Genomic DNA, 16,917 nt, shown 5'->3' on the forward strand with positions numbered 1-16,917 from the left:
GGTTTTGCCGTACTCATTATACTTTGCAAACCGTTACATTTGCAGACGATAGTAGTTAGTGGTTAGTGGTTAGTGGTTGGTTGTTGTTTGTTGGTTATTTCCAATGCCCAATGCCCAATGCCCAATGCCCACTCCTCCTCTCTCCCCCTCCTCATACGAACTCCCCCTTAGCAACCATAATCACTTTTCCTCCTACGTTCACCTCTATGGCTACATCTTTTTTTTCTGCTTGTAGCAAAAGTAAAGAGGGTCTGTTGATTTCATATCCCTGTTCGACTCGTACATTAATTTCTTGTTTGCCGAAATAGGAATATTCAACTAAATAACCAGCCAAACAACCATTAGCACTACCAGTTGCAGGATCTTCTGGGATGCCTAAATAATCGCAAAAAACTCGCACGTTTAGATGATTTTCTTGTTTGTAAGTTTCTGGGCAAAAGACAAGGATAGATTTAGCATCTGTGGTGTTAATCAGTTCAAAATATTTGTCTTTATTGACTTTAATTCGTTTGACCGATTCCAGAGTTTTGAGAGGAACGATAATAAAGGGTACTCCGGTAGAAACTTCTTGAATTGGAAAGCGAGAATCTATCTCTGTAGACTGAATTCTCAGGACTTCAGCAATTTTATCTGCATCCAATATCTGATGAAATGTTGGCGCTTTTTGCTGCATCCACAGGCACTCTTCAGAACTATTGGCATCATCAACTGTCACGGGTATTTGCCCGACTTTTAGATTTAATAAAATTTTTTGAACTGTAGTTTTAATAATCTCCTTTTGGAGTATGTAGGCTGTGCCTAAAGTAGGGTGTCCGGCAAACGGTAGTTCTTGCTCTGGTGTAAATATTCTAACATTGTATCCATCGGACACCATCTGGGTTGAAGTTACAAACGTTGTCTCAGAATAGTTGACCTCCTTAGCAATTTGTTGCATTTGCTCTGGCGATAGGTTGGCGGCATTGGTAAATACGGCTAGCTGATTGCCAGTATATTTAGCTACCGCAAATACATCGACGATGTAAAAGGCTAGACCAGGCATTTTAATTTATTACGTATGAAAATTTTTGTTTGCTAGCAGATTTTTGCATATTTATTATGCTTGATTTGCGTCTCTTATAAAAAATTTAAATTGAAAATCCAGTAGCAATTGCCTACAACATCTGAAAGTTTTATGTAAGTATTATTTGCTTATTTAGCATCTACAGGATAAGATAAACGCTGCTGGGGATCGCTCATTGCTGTGCATCTAGCTAAGGATATATTCTTTTCAGAAGGAAAGAATGTATTCACACATAGTTTCGAGAAATATTTGAGGCCGTGAATAAATTTGCATCTTCAATGAGATGCATTGATCTGAACATTGACAATTACCATGATCTTGTTTGGACTACTTTGGGTTACATCCTGGATTGGTTCATTTTTGTCGCTAAATCAAAGCTTGCCATCAAGCATGACATCACAAGTTGAGCAGACAAAATTTTCATCCCATTTAGGTAAACTGGTTAATCAGCCTCGTTCATTTTTTGTACAGCCAAAGCAACCAGTAAATTTTTGGAGTACAACGCTATTACCGACACGTTTTTTAAAGATAGATTGGGGAGATAAGGAACAACGAAAAACCCTAAATCATTCACCGAATCTTTTTGCAGGAAGGATTAGAAACAGTAAAAATCAATTTTGCCCCTCCCTTGAGCAGATGAAACCTAGACAAATTCCTGTCAAAACAGCAAGCAGTTTGTCAGTTGCCACTTTGATAGAAGCCACTTCTGCTCATGCAGATTTTCTGCCGAATAAAATCTTGCGATCGCCCTTTAGGGTTTTGCGCCTCCCGCAATCGCTGCAAAATTTCTTTCGCTTTCCCAATCCTTTCGAGCCAGGCTTTAATTCTTCCGCTACCCTACCAGTGGTTGTTGTCCACCGCAATATCAATAACTACGAAGTCTGGGTAAATAACCGTTTGATTGCTAACTTACCCAACAAGCTGCAAGCAACCTTGATGCAACAACGCTTGACGCGATTGTTGAAGTCACCCAACTTAAATGCCTCGAAATTACAACCAGCATTAGTTGATGGTGTACCAGCGTTAATGGCAGGAAATCGCTATTTATTTGGGATTAACAAAGAAGTTACGCAAAAAGCCAACCGTAGCGGTGAATTGTTAGCAATTGAATGGACTAATAATCTTCGCGCCGCTTTAAAAGCACCTGCACTATCACTCGTGAAAGGACAGCTGGAAATGTACGGTTTAAAGCCTTCCAAGAAAAAAATGTATGGCTTGGCTTCTTGGTATGGCCCCTATTTTCACGGTCGTTTAACGGCAAATGGTGAAATCTTCAATCAAAATGAATTGACAGTTGCCCATAAATCCTTGCCTTTTAACACCTTCTTGCAGGTGAAGAATTTGCAAACTGGCAAAGCGGTGATAGTGCGGGTGAACGATCGCGGCCCTTATATCCCACCTAGAAGCCTGGATCTTTCATGGGTAGCAGCTCGCTGTATCAATAGTGAAATCGCTGGAATTGTACCTTATGAAGCGGTGATTATGCAACCAAGCGAAGCCAAAATGACCCTAAAAAATCTGAGCCTGACACTGAAAAACCAGAAACCTTCTAAAAAGCTTGCAGTTGTTACGGATTTCTGATGGAATCTATAAGTCATGCCTGATAAAAATTAAAACGCAGGCAAAAATAGAGTTTTAGAAATCGGCTACAGATGCGCTGGGTACTGGTGATTGGGCATTGGGAATTGAGAATTGGTTTTCTTACCGATGCCCCATGCCCTTTGCCCTACAGTCCCCAGTCTCATGTTTATCTGTGGTCGTTTATACTAACCCTGTTTTTTGCAACAAAAGCCAGAAGGAGTACAAGATATGCATCGCTTTGGACATCACCTGATTGTCGGTATTTCCGGTACTACGTTAAATGATGAAGATAAACGTATCCTGAGTGCATTAAAGCCTATTGGGATTATTTTCTATGCTAAAAACTTTCGTTATGGCATCCATTACGAAGATTGGCTGCAAATTTTCCAAGAGTTGATTAAGCAAATACGGCAATACACTGAACGTGAATCGATGTTCATGACGATCGACCATGAAGGTGGTACTGTCCATCGCCCATATTTGCCCATTACTCGCTTTCCCCATGCTTTCTTGTTGCAGTTCCGTGCGCGTGAAGTAGCTGCATCAGCAGCGCTAGAACTCAAATCATTGGGAATAAATGTATCCTGGGCACCTGTAGCAGATATTTTTTCCAATCCCAACAACCCAATTATCGGATCTCGGGCTTTTGGCGCTACTCCAGAATCTGCGGCTGCTGGTGCGCGTGAATATTTTCTGGGACTGCGAGAGGCGGGAATTATTGGCTGTGCCAAGCACTTTCCCGGACATGGAGACACTAGCACAGACTCTCACCTAGAACTACCAACGCTAAATCTGACGCTGGATGAACTGCGAAGTCGGGAACTTATACCTTTTCAAGTGCTCATCACTGAGCAAGTACCAATGATTATGACTGCTCACATCTTATTTCCCAAAATAGATGCAGATGTACCAGCAACACTATCGCAACCTATCTTAACGGGCATACTCCGAGAAGAACTTGGTTTTGAGGGGGTGATAGTATCTGATGACCTGGATATGAAGGCTGTCTCAGATATGTATTCTCGGAGTGGCACTGTGGCGCAGACATTTAAGGCTGGCTGTGATTTGTTCATTGTCTCCCGTAACTTGCCTTCTTCATCCTCGGAACGCACTTTGGCGATCGCTCAAGATTTTGTGGACTCTCTTAGCAACGGTAGCCTGGATGAACGCATTGTCGAAGCAGCGAGAATGCGAATCGATAGCCTGCTGGCGATCGCTCCGCAATATTCAGTCTCTTCCCTTGACAAAGATACATTGCTGCGTCATGCAGAATTGGCGATCGCTTGTTCTTTTAAAAATCCATAGTTTTGGTATAGGCTTGTATCCCGACAATGCGATCGCATTCCTAGCATTTTGGTGAAAAAGTAAAGTTTAGTTGCAGAAAAAAACTATTCTCATTTAGTAGTGATAATTTATTAATTGAAGCTAGAAAGCTTCCCTGGCAGATTTAACAGCCAATGTTCAATTTAGTTAAGAGGTAAAGAAGCTGTTTTATTGTAATCTGTCTCGTCAACTAACACCAACGCCCAACTCGAACGCTGATATTTCCTCATAGTAGTAAAACGAGGGCAATGTAACTGTTTGTTCAGTAAATTTCAAGCAAGTACAACCCTGAGTTAACTGAAGAAAGAGAGGAGATTTATAAGCGATTAGATGCTTGGGTGTTGTTGTTTTAAAGGGAAAGGTAGAGTTCCTAAGCGGTTCAAGATGCTAGGACTTCACTAAGGACAACAATAGGCAAACCGGGAACATTACAGAAGCTTTTATCATTAGTAATAAATTGGATGCAATTAACAGATAAAGCCGTAGCAGCATGAATAGCATCGGGTGTTTTTAGGTTAGTCTTAGCTCGAAGATTCGCAGCGTGCTTTAGTACAAATTGGCTGATAGGAATTAGTTGCATTTCTGATGACAACAACAGTTGCTCATAGTCTGAAATTAGAGAATTATCTCCATTTCTGATTGGTAATACTAACGTTTCTAATAGTATTAACTCACTGCTGAATATTTCCAATTCACAATTTTGAAATTTAAGCCATAGTGGTTGTAGAAGGGAATAATAATCAGGGTTGCCTTCAACTGTATAAATCACCACTGATGTATCTATATAAATATTACCAGATGAGGGCAGTATCAGCTTTCCCATGAATCCCGTTCTTTTTGGAGTTGTGTATCTATGTCCTCGGTATTTTTGAACGGGTATCTACTACGGATTTGTTCTATTACCTCTATTACAGAATGCCGTTTGGATTTAGCCTTTTCTGGCAATATAACAAATACATCAACAGTATCGCCAATTGCTGCTTCTGGAACTTGAATTTCTAGCTTTTTCCCTGGCAAAACTTTGGTTGTTATGTGTAAAGCTGGTTGCATGATTTATCCAATCTTATCCAATTAATACATCTTCGTATATTTATGTCATTGTTAGAGCTAACCCTACCGATTTTTTATAAATCTTTGGCTTTACTGGCTAGTTCTATCCTGATTTTAATGTTAAATATAAAGATGCTACAGGAATGATGCTACAAATAGAGATGTAGGGGTAAGTAAATATTCCTGCCTATCAGAATAGCTGTGCCATGCGGAATTGGCGATCGCTTGTTCTTTGCAAAAGTTGGTGTTAGCAGAAACGCTTGCTGGCTAGATTTCTGGTGCACAGGCAGGTGATCGCCCTTACCAATTCCTCTAGATCTACGGGTTTCGATAAGTGCTGTTAAAAGCCAGCGGCGATCGCCTGCTGCTGATTCACTCAAGCCCTTCTAAATCCCATGACTCTTACCAATCACCCAATGACGCCGGAAAAATCGCGCCAACGCAGACTCTTCCAACGATAAATAAATTGGGCGTCCGTGGGGACAGGTGCGGGGGTTGCGCGTGCGTTGCCAGTCATCTAATATTTGCTGCATTTCTGGCAGACTCAGAGGTGTACCGTTACGAATGGCACTACGACAAGCAACAGCTACTTGTGCTGTTTGTAAATCGCCTCCCCAACTCAGTTCTAAAATTGCGTCTGCCATATCCTCTCTTTGCTGCAACATTGCGGGTATGCTGCGGACTGCCCAAAGTTGTTCGCCAAAGGGTTCGATGTCCAAGCCAATGCGTTGCAGCTGTGATACTTGCGCTGGTGACAATTGATAGAGAATTATCGGTGCTTCAACGGAGACTATTTGCCAGCGATCGCACAATTGCTCGTACAATACTCGCTCGTGGGCGATGTGCTGTTCCACTAACCACAACCCACCAGGATGTTCGGCAACTATGTAAGTGTTGTTGACTTGGCCGACGGCTTTGAGAGTGTGGGGAGTGGAGGAGGCAGCGCGTTGCGGGGGTTCCCCCCGTTGTAGCGACTGCCGTGAAGTAGAGGGAGTAGAAGGGTTAGTGTTGTACGAACCTTGTTCTTCGGCGGCTTTGATTAATTTCCCAACTCGGGTTGTGTGAACCGCTTCTTTAAGGGTGGCAGAATTAATCTGGAATGCTTGCTCGATCGCCTGATTAATTTGTTGTTGCCAATAACTCAAATCATTCAGGTAAATTTCTGTTTTGGCTGGGTTGCGGTTCCAGTTAATTTGATCTGGGGAAATCAACAAATGTAGGCAACAAATCGGATAGCGATCGCGCGGTAATGTCCTGTGAAATGCCCCCAAGATAGTTTGCTCGATTTCCGGCGCTTTCACTATTCTGCCGTTGACTGCTACTCGCAGCCAATCTAAGCGATGGCGATGGCAGCGATCGGGTAATCCCACAACTAAATATAAGGAATCTTGCCGGGAATTGGGTAGTTCTACTTGCAACTCTTGCAGATCGCTTGGACGCACCTGATGGAGAAGTTGTGGCAAAAGTTTTCCCATTGTGGCGGCGGGAGAGATGGTAAACCATTCCCGGCCATTTTGCCAAACTTGCCAAGCAACTTGAGGATGACAGAGGGCGATTTGTTGGATAGTTGCTTGCACCGCTTTCATTTGCTGTGCTACTGAAGGCAAACCTTGACGCCGCGCTGAACAATTGCCAAATAAATTGGAGACTGTCACAACTGTACCAGGTGCGATCGCTGCTACTTCTATGTGTGCTGCTTCTCCTCCATAACCATACACTACTCGCCAACCGTTGCCTCCCCCTTCCGTCCCCCCTGTAAAGAGGGGGGATACAGAGGTTCCCGGACGACTCCAAATTTCTAAATCTGCCAGAGTCGTCAAACTGTGCAACGCTTCACCGCGAAATCCTAAGCTGTTAATCTTCCATAAATCTGCACAGCTTTTGATTTTGCTGGTACTATGAGCTGATGCCGCTCGTTGTAAATCCTCTAAGTTCATGCCGCAGCCATTGTCTGCCACCCGTACCCGCCATTGTTCGGGCCAAATGGAAACCACAATCCGCGTTGCACCTGCATCCAGAGAATTTTCTACTAATTCCCGCACTACCGAAGCTAAAGAGTCAATTACCTCTCCAGCTGTAATCAGATGTACAACTTCTTTTGGTAAAACTTGTATTGTGGATACCATAAAATCCAGTGTAGGCAAGTTGGCAACCACTGTATCATTTAAACAAATTTCATTAAACTTATATACAAAAATTTATAGATTGCAAAATTACTAAATTAAACACTTCATATTCTCATCAAAATATTTATTCTTTTTAAAAAAAGCCCGAGAAAAATAAAATTTTTGATAGATTGCTGTTGTTAGGTGAAAAGCGGCAAATTACCGAGCAATAAGTATTAAGAGGTGGCTATTATGCTTGATTCTGTTGCACATGACTTAAAATCGCGTTTAGAGCTAGGTCAACCGGGTTTTACAATTTTGGATGTGCGCGATCGCCAAAGCTACAACAGCGGTCATATTACAGGGGCAGTGCCAATTCCTTTGGCTGATTTGGCAAGCCGCGCCAAATCCTGTCTCCATACAAAGCGCGAAATTTATATTTATGGTGAAAATGACGAACAAGCTAGCCAAGCTGTAAATGCACTGCGAGAGGCAGGATTTGTTCACGTCACTGAAATCAAAGGTGGTCTTGCCGCTTGGAAGTCAGTTGGGGGTGCGACAGACTAGCACCGCTGCACGGAAGTCAAAAGTTAAAAGTCAAAAGTCAAAAACCCTTTTGTTCTGTAATCTTGCGGTTAAAGAGCAATTTGGGTGATGGGAAAGTAATACTGTGCCAGTAGCCTATTGACCTAATGGGTGTAGGCAGCGCGTATTTATTCCCATCAAAACTTGAAGGAAAAAATAATAAAAATACATTGCTGTAAAATATATGCACCCTGTAAATTTCTAAGTCTTTGGCAGTGGTTAATTAATTTTTCATCGCCAAAACTTGGGTAGATTCACGGCTTAGCAACCCATTTAATAGGGAAACTGGACGTTGACCGTAGGGCCAAGCAAAAGCATGGCGGAAAGCAGCATCCTGACAAGCTTGGAGTTGTTCAAAATTAATAATGTCGTAGGTAAGGAGATTTTCGTACTCAAACGGCAAACGTACGTTGTGCAGTCCGGCGTTGTCAGTACAAATGGCGATATCTACTCCAGCATCGAAACAACGGTCAAAAACTAACTTCAGTTGTCGAATATCCTGCAAAGTACCAGTTTTTAGGTAGGTAGTGGGGCAAACTTCCAAACACTGATTCCGTCTAGCCAAATCTGGTAGTAACTCGGGATGTAACAGCGGAATTTGGATACCGTGACCGATTCGCATCAGACAGGGTAAAAGTTCCGGGTAACAGCCAGCTGTGGTTTCGTACAGATGCCCTGTGGTGCTAATTCCCAGAGACAAGGCATAATCGTACAGCTTGATCCATTCTTCGAGGCGATCGCCATAATAGCTATCTCCTCCTGCCACGTCTACCGCACAGACATACTGCTTATTTTGTGCAGCCAAATCAACAATCGCTTTATTCACCTCATAGGGTAAGCGCGAGTGCATGCAGAGAATTTGACTAGTAACAATCGGATATTCAGATAATTTGCTTGCCTTACCCACGACTTCGACAATTTCCGCCATCTTGTCGATTCTTTCTGATTGACTCAGATGTTCGGGTGTTCGCAGATAAGGGGTGTAACGCAGTTCCAAATACGCCAAATTTTCAAAGATATAAGCACCCCTAAGCAGGCGATAAATAAAGTAGGGTAGAGTTTCTACAGTTTGCACGCTTTCTACTAATGTATGTAACTCTAGATACTCATCTAGAGTGTTGCGCGGGCGCGTGTAAAACTCTTCAAATTCTGCATATTCAGCAAATCGAGAAATCAACTCAGAGGAATGACGTTCAAAGTATCGCCACAGAACTCGCGGTACAACCGAACCGCCTAGGTGTCTGTGCAATTCTGCATATAAAGCCATAGTAGTGTATCTACAGAAAATTTTAATTATTATTAACAGTAACAAATAAAAAAACAAGCTGCTTCTGAGTAAATTTTTTCTAAGTTTCTTTAATTACGTTTGTTGATTGCGGCAATTATCAGTAATAATTATTTCACAGTACAAGGTTTTGTTAAAAAGGCTTTGACTGCTGCACCTTGTGATTCGGCTATATTTTGTTGTGACGACAGTCCACTAGTAGCAATAATTTTGACATTGGGATTGATTTTTTCTAGCGTGCGGATGGCGATCGCTCCATCCATTGATGGCATCATCATATCTAGCAACACTATATTAATTTCCTGCTGATGCTCTGCGTAGATTGTTACTGCTTCCACACCATCACTAGCAGTAAGTACGCGATAGTTATAAGCTTCTAAAGAAGATTTAGTAATTTCACGAATAGCAGCCTTTGATGCCCTCTAAGCTAAATACATCTGTTCGCGCACCTATTTCTTCCAAGCTGGGACGGCGTAAATTGTTCTTCGGATTAGTTAAAATCATAAATTCGCATCATAATTGATACTTGTTCACCGGCTCGTGAGGTGCGATCGCCAACTTGCAAAAAGCATGTATTCAATCATAAACCATAACAGGTTCGCTCTTTGAGAGGGCTTTTCCTGCAAACAAAATCACACTTAATGAAGTGAATATAATTAGTTACCGCAAATGACTTCATTCAGAGTTTGCAATAATTCATTTGCCGTACAGGGTTTTGACAAAAATGCTTTTACTCCCATACTTTGGACATCAGTAATTTTAGATTCTGATAAAAGTCCACTGGTGGCAATAATTTTGACATTGGGGTTAATTTGTTGCAGTTTGCAGATCGCGATCGCCCCATCCATTGATGGCATCATCATATCCAACAAGATAACATTAATTTCTTGCTGATGTTGGGCGTAGATTGTTAATGCTTCCACTCCATCATTAGCAGTAAGTACGCGGTAATTGTAATTTTCTAAAGAGGATTTAGTAATTTTGCAAATTGCAATTTCGTCATCAACTACCAAAATTAACTCACCACAACCGATGAGTGATTCCTCCTGTTCAGCAGGTGGTTCGGTGTCTTTGCTATTAGTTAAGCAAGGCAAGAATACCTTAAATTGTGTACCTTGACCAACCTGACTGAACACATTCAAAAAACCACCGTGATTTTTAATAATACCAATTACTGTAGAAAGACCCAAGCCAGTACCTTTACCCACCTCTTTAGTCGTGAAAAATGGCTCAAACATTCGCTCTTGAATTTCCAGTGGCATACCTACACCAGTATCTGCAATAGTAATTGCAATATAAGCACCGATACGGGCATCAATATTAGTTTGAGGATCATGTTCATCAATGACCAAATTTTCAGCACAAATGCTGAGTATGCCACCATTAAGCATGGCATCACGAGCGTTAACAACTAAATTCATCAGTACCTGATGTAATTGCGTTGGATCGCCAGAAACATGGCAAAGATTTTCTGGTATTTGTGTGTGGCAAGTTATAGATTTGGGAAAGGTTTGTGTAATGATTTGCTCAATTTCTGCAATTAAATGTCCTATTTGCACAATTGTCCGCGTGCTTTCAATACCGCGTGCAAATGACAATAATTGTTTGACCAAATTAGCTCCGCGTTTGGAATTATTTTCTGCAATTTCTAATAGCTGTTGATACTGCGAATCAGATAATTTCATCTTCAACAACTGCACGGACATTAAAATCGGTGCTAGCACGTTGTTGAGATCGTGGGCGATTCCGCCTGCAAGAGTACCAATACTCTCCAAACGTTGCGATCGCAATAATTGTGCTTCTAATTGTTTTTTCTGGGTGATTTCTGTATTGACAGTCAGGATTGATTTCGGTTTTCCCTTGTCATCCCGTACCAACGTCCAGCGACTTTCGACGATGATTTCTGCGCCTGCTTTTGTCACCTGCTGCAATTCACCTTGCCACGAACCAGACTCAAAGACTGTTAACAGTGCTGCTTCTAGCTGGGACGATGTTTCTTTATACAAAAGCTGTGATGTTTTTTTCCCAATAGCTTCTTCAAACTTCCAACCGTACAGGCGTTCAGCACCTTTATTCCAAAATAAGATTTGCCTGTCGATACCTTGTACTAAAATTGCATCCATTGCTACATCCAGCAGCGCCGCTTGTTCGCGGATTTTCTGTTCTGCTTGCTTGCGCCGAGTAATATCGCGCGTCACTGCTAAATGCATAAACGTGCCATCAGTTTCGTCAGGTAATGGCACAGCATGAGTTTCCATCCAACGGCGAGTACCTTTGCAGCCAACGATCTCAAACTCCAGAGTTCCCTTGTTACCCTGGCAAACACTTTCATGTAAATTCCGAAACGCCTGTTGATATTCTGGTGCGATCGCAGCGTCAATTGGTTTGCCAATCAAGACATCGGCACTTTCCACCTCCATCATCGCTACTCCAGAAGTATTAATTTCTACGAGAGTGCCGTCTTTTGCAATTAGCTTGATACTTTCTGGTTCCGCATCTATGATTGCCCGCAAATGATGTTCGCTTTGCCGCAGTGCTTGTTCTGTCTGCTTGAGTCGGTTAATGTAACTTCTCAGCAGATAATACAGCAAACCTACCAGCAGCAAATCCACAGCAGCGATGAGGGCAAACATCGCGATCGTTCTTTGAAAGTTGACTTGCGATTGGTTGATCTGCTGTTGTAATAACTTTTGCTCTACCTGTAAGCGATCGTCAATTAACTTTTGAATCTCATTTATCGCCTGCTTCGAGAGAACAAAATTTGCTTGACGATAGTTTCCAAAGCCTGGCGTTTTCCCCAAGTTAACTTCTTCTTCAAGGACACTAAACCCATGAGTAATTTTTTGCTCAAGTAAAAAAAACCACGTTTGTTTAATGGGGTTATCTGCAGTTAAATTTTTTAGATATTGGGTATAAGTGTTAATCTCTTTTTGACTAGCAACATAGGCTTGTAAACAATCTGGATCTGTGGTGATTAGGTAATTGCGCTGTGCAGTTTCCGCATTCTGAAATGTTGAGAATACTCTCTCTAGTTGAATAATAATTGTGTGAGAGTGTGCGATCGCTTGCTGATTCTCAATCAGCTTTATCGTATTGCTGTAGGATATTACTGCATTAGCAAATACCACTGCCAATGCCAGTAAAAATACTGCTGCTAGCTTTTGGATGCGAAACAATTTCATCATGCGCTGTTAGTAAAACTCCTTTGCTGCTGGCTATTAATACTGTGTTTTCTCCTAGCATTCATGCAACTTATTGTAGAAATTGAAGGGTAAATCTATGAAGGTAAGGCAGAAACCTCCCACCACAAGTATTCATCCACAGCAGTATTAAAGGTTTTGTATTTATTCAGATACTCTCAAAGTAACTGAAATATCTAGTCAAATGTGTTCACAACTACACTTAAGTAGGTAGGTGGAAATAAACATAACGCGAGTTACGAAACCTAAACACACCTGTAAGGGCAAAGCATTTGTATGTATATCTTGACATCAAAACTGAATGTACTAGTACAAATGCTTTGCCCCTACCCAATGACAAATGACAAATGACAAAACATCATAATCATTGTTTGTTACAACCAACAACCAACAATTTTTATACTTTTGCTCACTAAGCTTGACATTTGTCACGAAACCTGAGGATAATTATTGTTTGTGGAAACTTTAGCTCTTTAAAATAAACTCTTGGCTAACGTCATTGTTATAGGTGCCCAGTGGGGCGATGAAGGAAAAGGAAAAATAACTGATTTACTCAGCCGCTCCGCAGATGTCGTTGTACGTTACCAAGGGGGTGTCAATGCTGGACACACAATCGTAGTCAAAGGTCAGACCTTTAAACTGCATTTGATTCCCTCTGGTATTTTGTACCCGGATACAGAGTGCATTATCGGTTCTGGAACAGTCATCGATCCACAGGTTTTGATTGCAGAACTCGATCAACTAGAACAACTTGGTATTTCTACCAGCAATCTGTTGATTGCCCAAACCGCTCATGTAACGATGCCTTATCATCGATTAATTGACCAGGCAGTGGAGGAACGTAGGGGGAGCCATAAAATTGGCACGACTGGTCGAGGTATCGGCCCGACCTACGCAGACAAATCAGAGCGGACGGGCATCAGGATGTTAGACTTGATGGATACCCAAGGGCTACGTGACCAGCTAGAGTGGACGATCAATTATAAAAACGTCATTCTGGAAAAGCTTTACAACTTGCCGCCATTAGACCCGCAGAAGGTGATAGACGAATATCTGGGGTATGCGGAAAGGTTGCGACCGTATGTGGTCGATACCTCTTTAAAAATATACGATGCCATTCAGCGTCGGCGCAATATTTTATTTGAGGGAGCACAAGGTACGCTCCTCGACCTAGATCACGGAACTTATCCCTATGTAACCTCTTCTAACCCGGTGGCAGGGGGGGCTTGCGTTGGTACAGGGTTGGGGCCAACAATGATTGACCGGGTAATTGGGGTTGCAAAAGCCTACACCACGCGTGTAGGTGAAGGGCCGTTCCCCACAGAACTGGATGGAGAATTGGGAGAACAGTTGTGTGCGCGTGGTGCTGAATTTGGTACAACCACAGGACGCAAGCGGCGATGTGGCTGGTTTGATGCGGTCATCGGTCGCTATGCTGTGCGTATTAACGGTATGGACTGTCTGGCGATCACTAAATTAGATGTCCTTGACGAACTAGAGGAAATTAAAGTTTGTGTCGCTTATGAGATTGATGGGGAACGCTGCGAACATTTTCCCACCAGCGCTCGTAAGTTTGCCCAGTGTCGTCCTATCTACAAAACCCTGCCAGGATGGAAACAGTCTACCAGCAACTGCCGTTCTTTGGATGATTTGCCACGGCAAGCGTTGGATTATCTCAAATTTTTGGCAGAATTAATGGAAGTGCCGATCGCGATCGTCTCTTTAGGAGCTAGTCGCGATCAAACTATCATTGTTGAAGACCCCATACACGGCCCCAAACGGGCTTTGTTACACCCTGACGGCACCCCTGCTTCCTTGCTGAGTGCCTAGGAGATGCGTTATTATTGCGATTCTATGTAGGGGAGGACACTTGACTGCAAGTGTCCTTTGCGTGTGAGTGTAGCACTCATATGTTGATAGCAGTAAAAGTTGTGCAACTTTGAATTTTGAATTATTGAAGTATGGAACTTACGATTGAATGTCAAAAGCGGCCAGAAGGTAGCAAACCCAATGCTTTGCGTCGTTCTGGGTTAATACCTGCTAATTTATACGGTCATAATGGTAGCGAGTCTGTTTCTTTGGTTGTTGATGCCAAAACCGTTGAACAGCTGCTCAAAAAGGCTCGTGTAAATAAAACTGAGTTTGAACTGAATGTTACAGATATGAATTGGCGCGGTACAACGGTGATCCGAGAACTTCAAGTTCATCCGGCAAAGGGTACGCCCTACCACTTGAGTTTTTTTGCTGCCGCCAAAAACTGATACAGTTTGTAATAATTGCTGAGGAGACCAGGGGCAAAACCCTGGTTTTTTATTGATTGATATCAAGTCCGGCTAATTCATGTTCATTAAAAACCCTCACCCTCTCTCTCAAGTTGGGAGAGGGGTAGGGGGTGAAGGCAGATACGATAACTAATCAAACGGATTTGATATGAACCACAAAGACAAGCCAGCGCGTTGCGGGGGTTCCCCCCGTTGTAGCGACTGGCGTACAAAGGACACAAACAGATGACAGAGGTTTCGATTCCACCTTTAATTCAACAGATGTTGCAGCCTGGTTTTTATCCACACTCAGTGCAGGAACCAGTTAAGTTAATTCAGACGCACGTTTCTTATGTGTTGTTGACTGGGGATTATGTATATAAGGTGAAAAAGCCGGTAAATTTCGGCTTTTTGGATTATTCAACGTTGGAGAAGCGCAAGCATTTTTGTGAAGAGGAGTTAAGGTTAAATCAGCGGGGAGCAGGGGAGCTTTATTTAGAAGTGTTACCTGTGACTTTGGTAGGGGAGCAATACCAGCTTGGGGGAACAGAGGCGGTAGAGTATACGCTGAAGATGCGTGAGTTTCCTCAAGAGGCACTGCTAAGCGAGATGTTTGAGCAGGGGAAGTTACAGGAGGTGCACTTAGAAGAGTTAGGACGGGTAGTAGCAGATTTTCACGCGAAAACTGCTACGAATGATTACATTCGTTCTTTTGGGGAAGTGTCGCAAGTCCGGGCTGCTTTTGACGAGAATTACCAGCAAACGGAAAAATATATCGGTGGCCCGCAAACGCAGGAACAGTTTGAGAAAACGAAGCAATATACAGATCGGTTTTTTACAGAGCGAAGGGAACTTTTCCAGAGTCGAATTGCTGGTGATTTTATTCGCGAATGTCACGGCGATTTGCACCTGAGAAATATTGCGCTGTGGCAAGAGAAATTATTGCTATTCGACTGTATTGAGTTCAATGAGCCGTTTCGCTTTGTTGATGTAATGTACGATGTGGCGTTTACGGTAATGGACTTGGAGGCGCGACAGCGCCAAGATTTGGGCAATGCGTTTTTGAATACCTATATTGAGCAAACTGGAGATTGGGAAGGTTTGCAGCTGCTGCCTTTGTATTTAAGTCGTCAGGCTTACGTTAGGGCTAAGGTAACTTCGTTTTTGTTGGATGATCCTGGTGTGCCAGCAGAGGTAAAGCAAGAGGCTGCAAAAACAGCAGCCGGTTATTACAAGCAGGCATGGGAATATACTAAGCCACGTCAGGGACAGTTAATTTTAATGTCGGGCGTGTCGGGTTCTGGGAAAAGTACGACAGCACGATATTTAGCTCGACAGGTGGGAGCAATTCATATTCGCTCAGATGCAGTGCGGAAGCATTTGGCAGGAATTCCCTTGCTGCAACGGGGTGGAGATGATTTGTATACATCTGAAATGAACCAGAAAACCTATGCACGGTTGTTGGAGTTGGGGATTCTGCTCGCAAGTCAGGGGTTTGTTGTAATTTTAGATGCTAAGTACGATCGCCAGCAGTTGCGACAAGAAGCGATCGCCAAAGCTCAAGAGAAGCAAATACCCTTACAGATTCTTTATTGCACAGCACCACCAGAGGTTTTACAGCAGCGACTACAACACCGCAGTGGTGATATTGCTGATGCCACTGCCGATTTATTGGCCTCACAACTTCGCTCTGCTGAACCCTTCACCGAAAAAGAAAAACCACTAGTTAAAATTTTGGACACAACCCAATCACAACAGGCACAATTAAGTTGGTTAGCGTGAGTAAACTATTTCTCGTGATGACTGTTGTTTGTTGTTTGTTTTCTGCAACAACCAATAAACAACTACCAACAACATTAATTAAGCCAACAGGCCTGACCTTATGGCACCAGATAAAAACAACTTCAGCAACTTTCTATCCGTCTCACCCAACTTTTTGAACCAAATCTTGGTTGGGATATTTTTAACACTAATTTTCTTGGTGTTACGTTACCCACCTCCTTTAAGTATTTTCTTGGGCATTTTGGGTGGTTTAGCCGTAGGATGGATAACTTCGTCAAGCAAAACTGGCCCCAAGGGAGGTGCTGTGGCCTCTACTGAGGGAGTTGATGCTGGATTAAAGTACTGGTTATTTTTCTTACTGGGATTTGTGTTTTTGGGGTATCCACCATCTATAAGCATCTTGCTGGGTTCATTAGCTGGGATCGGTGGCGGCTGGATTATTGCATGGTGGCAAAGTAAGGAAGAAGCTAGAACTCAACTCCCTGAAGAACCTATAGAGGAAGATCAGCAAGAACAGCCTAGTTCTCCAGTCACCAAACGACGGATCAGAAAACCTGTTCGCCGTTACCGTCGTTCTTCTCAAAATTTCAATTGGTTCGACTTTTGGCGAAGGTAAAAAGTAATTGTTGTTAATAGTTAGTAGTTAGTAGTTAGTAGTTAGTAGTTAGTAGCTAGTTGTTCGTTG

At 42.6% G+C, this 16,917-nt stretch carries 15 protein-coding genes; 7 read left to right on the plus strand and 8 right to left on the minus strand.

The window, feature by feature from the left end; translation table 11 throughout:
* Positions 1-151: 151 nt before the first annotated feature.
* Positions 152-1,039, minus strand: a complete 888-nt coding sequence (locus HXY43_RS01930) for a PhzF family phenazine biosynthesis protein (protein WP_290879252.1) — start codon at positions 1,037-1,039, stop codon at positions 152-154.
* A gap of 333 nt (positions 1,040-1,372) precedes the next feature.
* On the opposite strand from HXY43_RS01930, the gene HXY43_RS01935 reads away from it, so the two are divergent.
* Both HXY43_RS01935 and nagZ read left to right on the plus strand, forming a co-directional pair.
* Entirely contained in the window at positions 1,373-2,641 is a 1,269-nt protein-coding gene (locus HXY43_RS01935) for a septal ring lytic transglycosylase RlpA family protein (RefSeq protein WP_290879255.1), read from the plus strand.
* 228 nt (positions 2,642-2,869) lie between these two features.
* Entirely contained in the window at positions 2,870-3,946 is a 1,077-nt protein-coding gene (nagZ, locus tag HXY43_RS01940; protein WP_290879257.1) for a beta-N-acetylhexosaminidase, read from the plus strand.
* Between the two features lie 397 nt (positions 3,947-4,343).
* On the opposite strand, the gene HXY43_RS01945 is transcribed toward nagZ, so the two are convergent.
* The 4 genes from HXY43_RS01945 to mutL all read right to left on the minus strand — a co-directional run bounded on the left by HXY43_RS01945 (position 4,344) and on the right by mutL (position 7,140).
* Positions 4,344-4,787 (minus strand): PIN domain-containing protein, encoded by a 444-nt coding sequence (locus HXY43_RS01945; RefSeq protein WP_290879259.1) that lies wholly within the window; start codon positions 4,785-4,787, stop codon positions 4,344-4,346.
* Positions 4,775-5,014: a hypothetical protein gene (locus tag HXY43_RS01950; RefSeq protein WP_290879261.1), complete on the minus strand. Its 240-nt coding sequence runs from the start codon at positions 5,012-5,014 to the stop codon at positions 4,775-4,777. Before HXY43_RS01950 ends, HXY43_RS01945 begins: the two co-directional genes overlap by 13 nt.
* Positions 5,015-5,163: 149 nt before the next feature.
* Positions 5,164-5,394 (minus strand): hypothetical protein, encoded by a 231-nt coding sequence (locus HXY43_RS01955; protein ID WP_290879263.1) that lies wholly within the window; start codon positions 5,392-5,394, stop codon positions 5,164-5,166.
* Between the two features lie 6 nt (positions 5,395-5,400).
* On the minus strand, positions 5,401-7,140 hold the full coding sequence (gene mutL, locus HXY43_RS01960) for a DNA mismatch repair endonuclease MutL (RefSeq protein WP_290879265.1): 1,740 nt from the start codon (positions 7,138-7,140) through the stop codon (positions 5,401-5,403).
* Positions 7,141-7,371: 231 nt separating this feature from the next.
* Here mutL and HXY43_RS01965 point away from each other — a divergent pair, with 231 nt between their 5' ends.
* Positions 7,372-7,686: a rhodanese-like domain-containing protein gene (locus HXY43_RS01965; protein WP_290879267.1), complete on the plus strand. Its 315-nt coding sequence runs from the start codon at positions 7,372-7,374 to the stop codon at positions 7,684-7,686.
* A 241-nt stretch (positions 7,687-7,927) separates the two neighbouring features.
* Here HXY43_RS01965 and HXY43_RS01970 read toward each other — a convergent pair whose 3' ends face one another.
* From HXY43_RS01970 to HXY43_RS01980, 3 genes are all read right to left on the minus strand, one after another.
* A complete protein-coding gene (locus tag HXY43_RS01970; protein WP_290879270.1) occupies positions 7,928-8,971 on the minus strand; it encodes an adenosine deaminase in 1,044 nt (347 codons plus the stop codon).
* Positions 8,972-9,099: 128 nt separating this feature from the next.
* Positions 9,100-9,393, minus strand: coding sequence for a response regulator (locus HXY43_RS01975; protein ID WP_367161452.1), 294 nt, complete (start codon positions 9,391-9,393; stop codon positions 9,100-9,102).
* 252 nt (positions 9,394-9,645) lie between these two features.
* Positions 9,646-12,174 (minus strand): PAS domain S-box protein, encoded by a 2,529-nt coding sequence (locus tag HXY43_RS01980; protein WP_290879272.1) that lies wholly within the window; start codon positions 12,172-12,174, stop codon positions 9,646-9,648.
* Positions 12,175-12,675: 501 nt separating this feature from the next.
* On the opposite strand from HXY43_RS01980, the gene HXY43_RS01985 reads away from it, so the two are divergent.
* From HXY43_RS01985 to HXY43_RS02000, 4 genes are all read left to right on the plus strand, one after another.
* Positions 12,676-14,019 carry an adenylosuccinate synthase gene (locus HXY43_RS01985; RefSeq protein ID WP_290879274.1) on the plus strand — a complete coding sequence of 448 codons (1,344 nt, stop codon included), beginning with the start codon at positions 12,676-12,678 and terminating at the stop codon, positions 14,017-14,019.
* Positions 14,020-14,150: 131 nt separating this feature from the next.
* Positions 14,151-14,450: a 50S ribosomal protein L25 gene (rplY, locus tag HXY43_RS01990; protein WP_290879276.1), complete on the plus strand. Its 300-nt coding sequence runs from the start codon at positions 14,151-14,153 to the stop codon at positions 14,448-14,450.
* Between the two features lie 246 nt (positions 14,451-14,696).
* The gene (locus tag HXY43_RS01995) at positions 14,697-16,232 is read left to right on the plus strand and encodes an AAA family ATPase (RefSeq protein ID WP_290879279.1); all 1,536 of its coding nucleotides are present in this window, start codon (positions 14,697-14,699) and stop codon (positions 16,230-16,232) included.
* Positions 16,233-16,332: 100 nt separating this feature from the next.
* Positions 16,333-16,848, plus strand: a complete 516-nt coding sequence (locus HXY43_RS02000) for a hypothetical protein (protein WP_290879281.1) — start codon at positions 16,333-16,335, stop codon at positions 16,846-16,848.
* The last annotated feature ends 69 nt before the right edge of the window (positions 16,849-16,917 follow it).

The organism is Fischerella sp. (genome assembly GCF_013388695.1).
In the GTDB taxonomy this organism is placed as follows: Bacteria; Cyanobacteriota; Cyanobacteriia; order Cyanobacteriales; family Nostocaceae; genus PCC9605.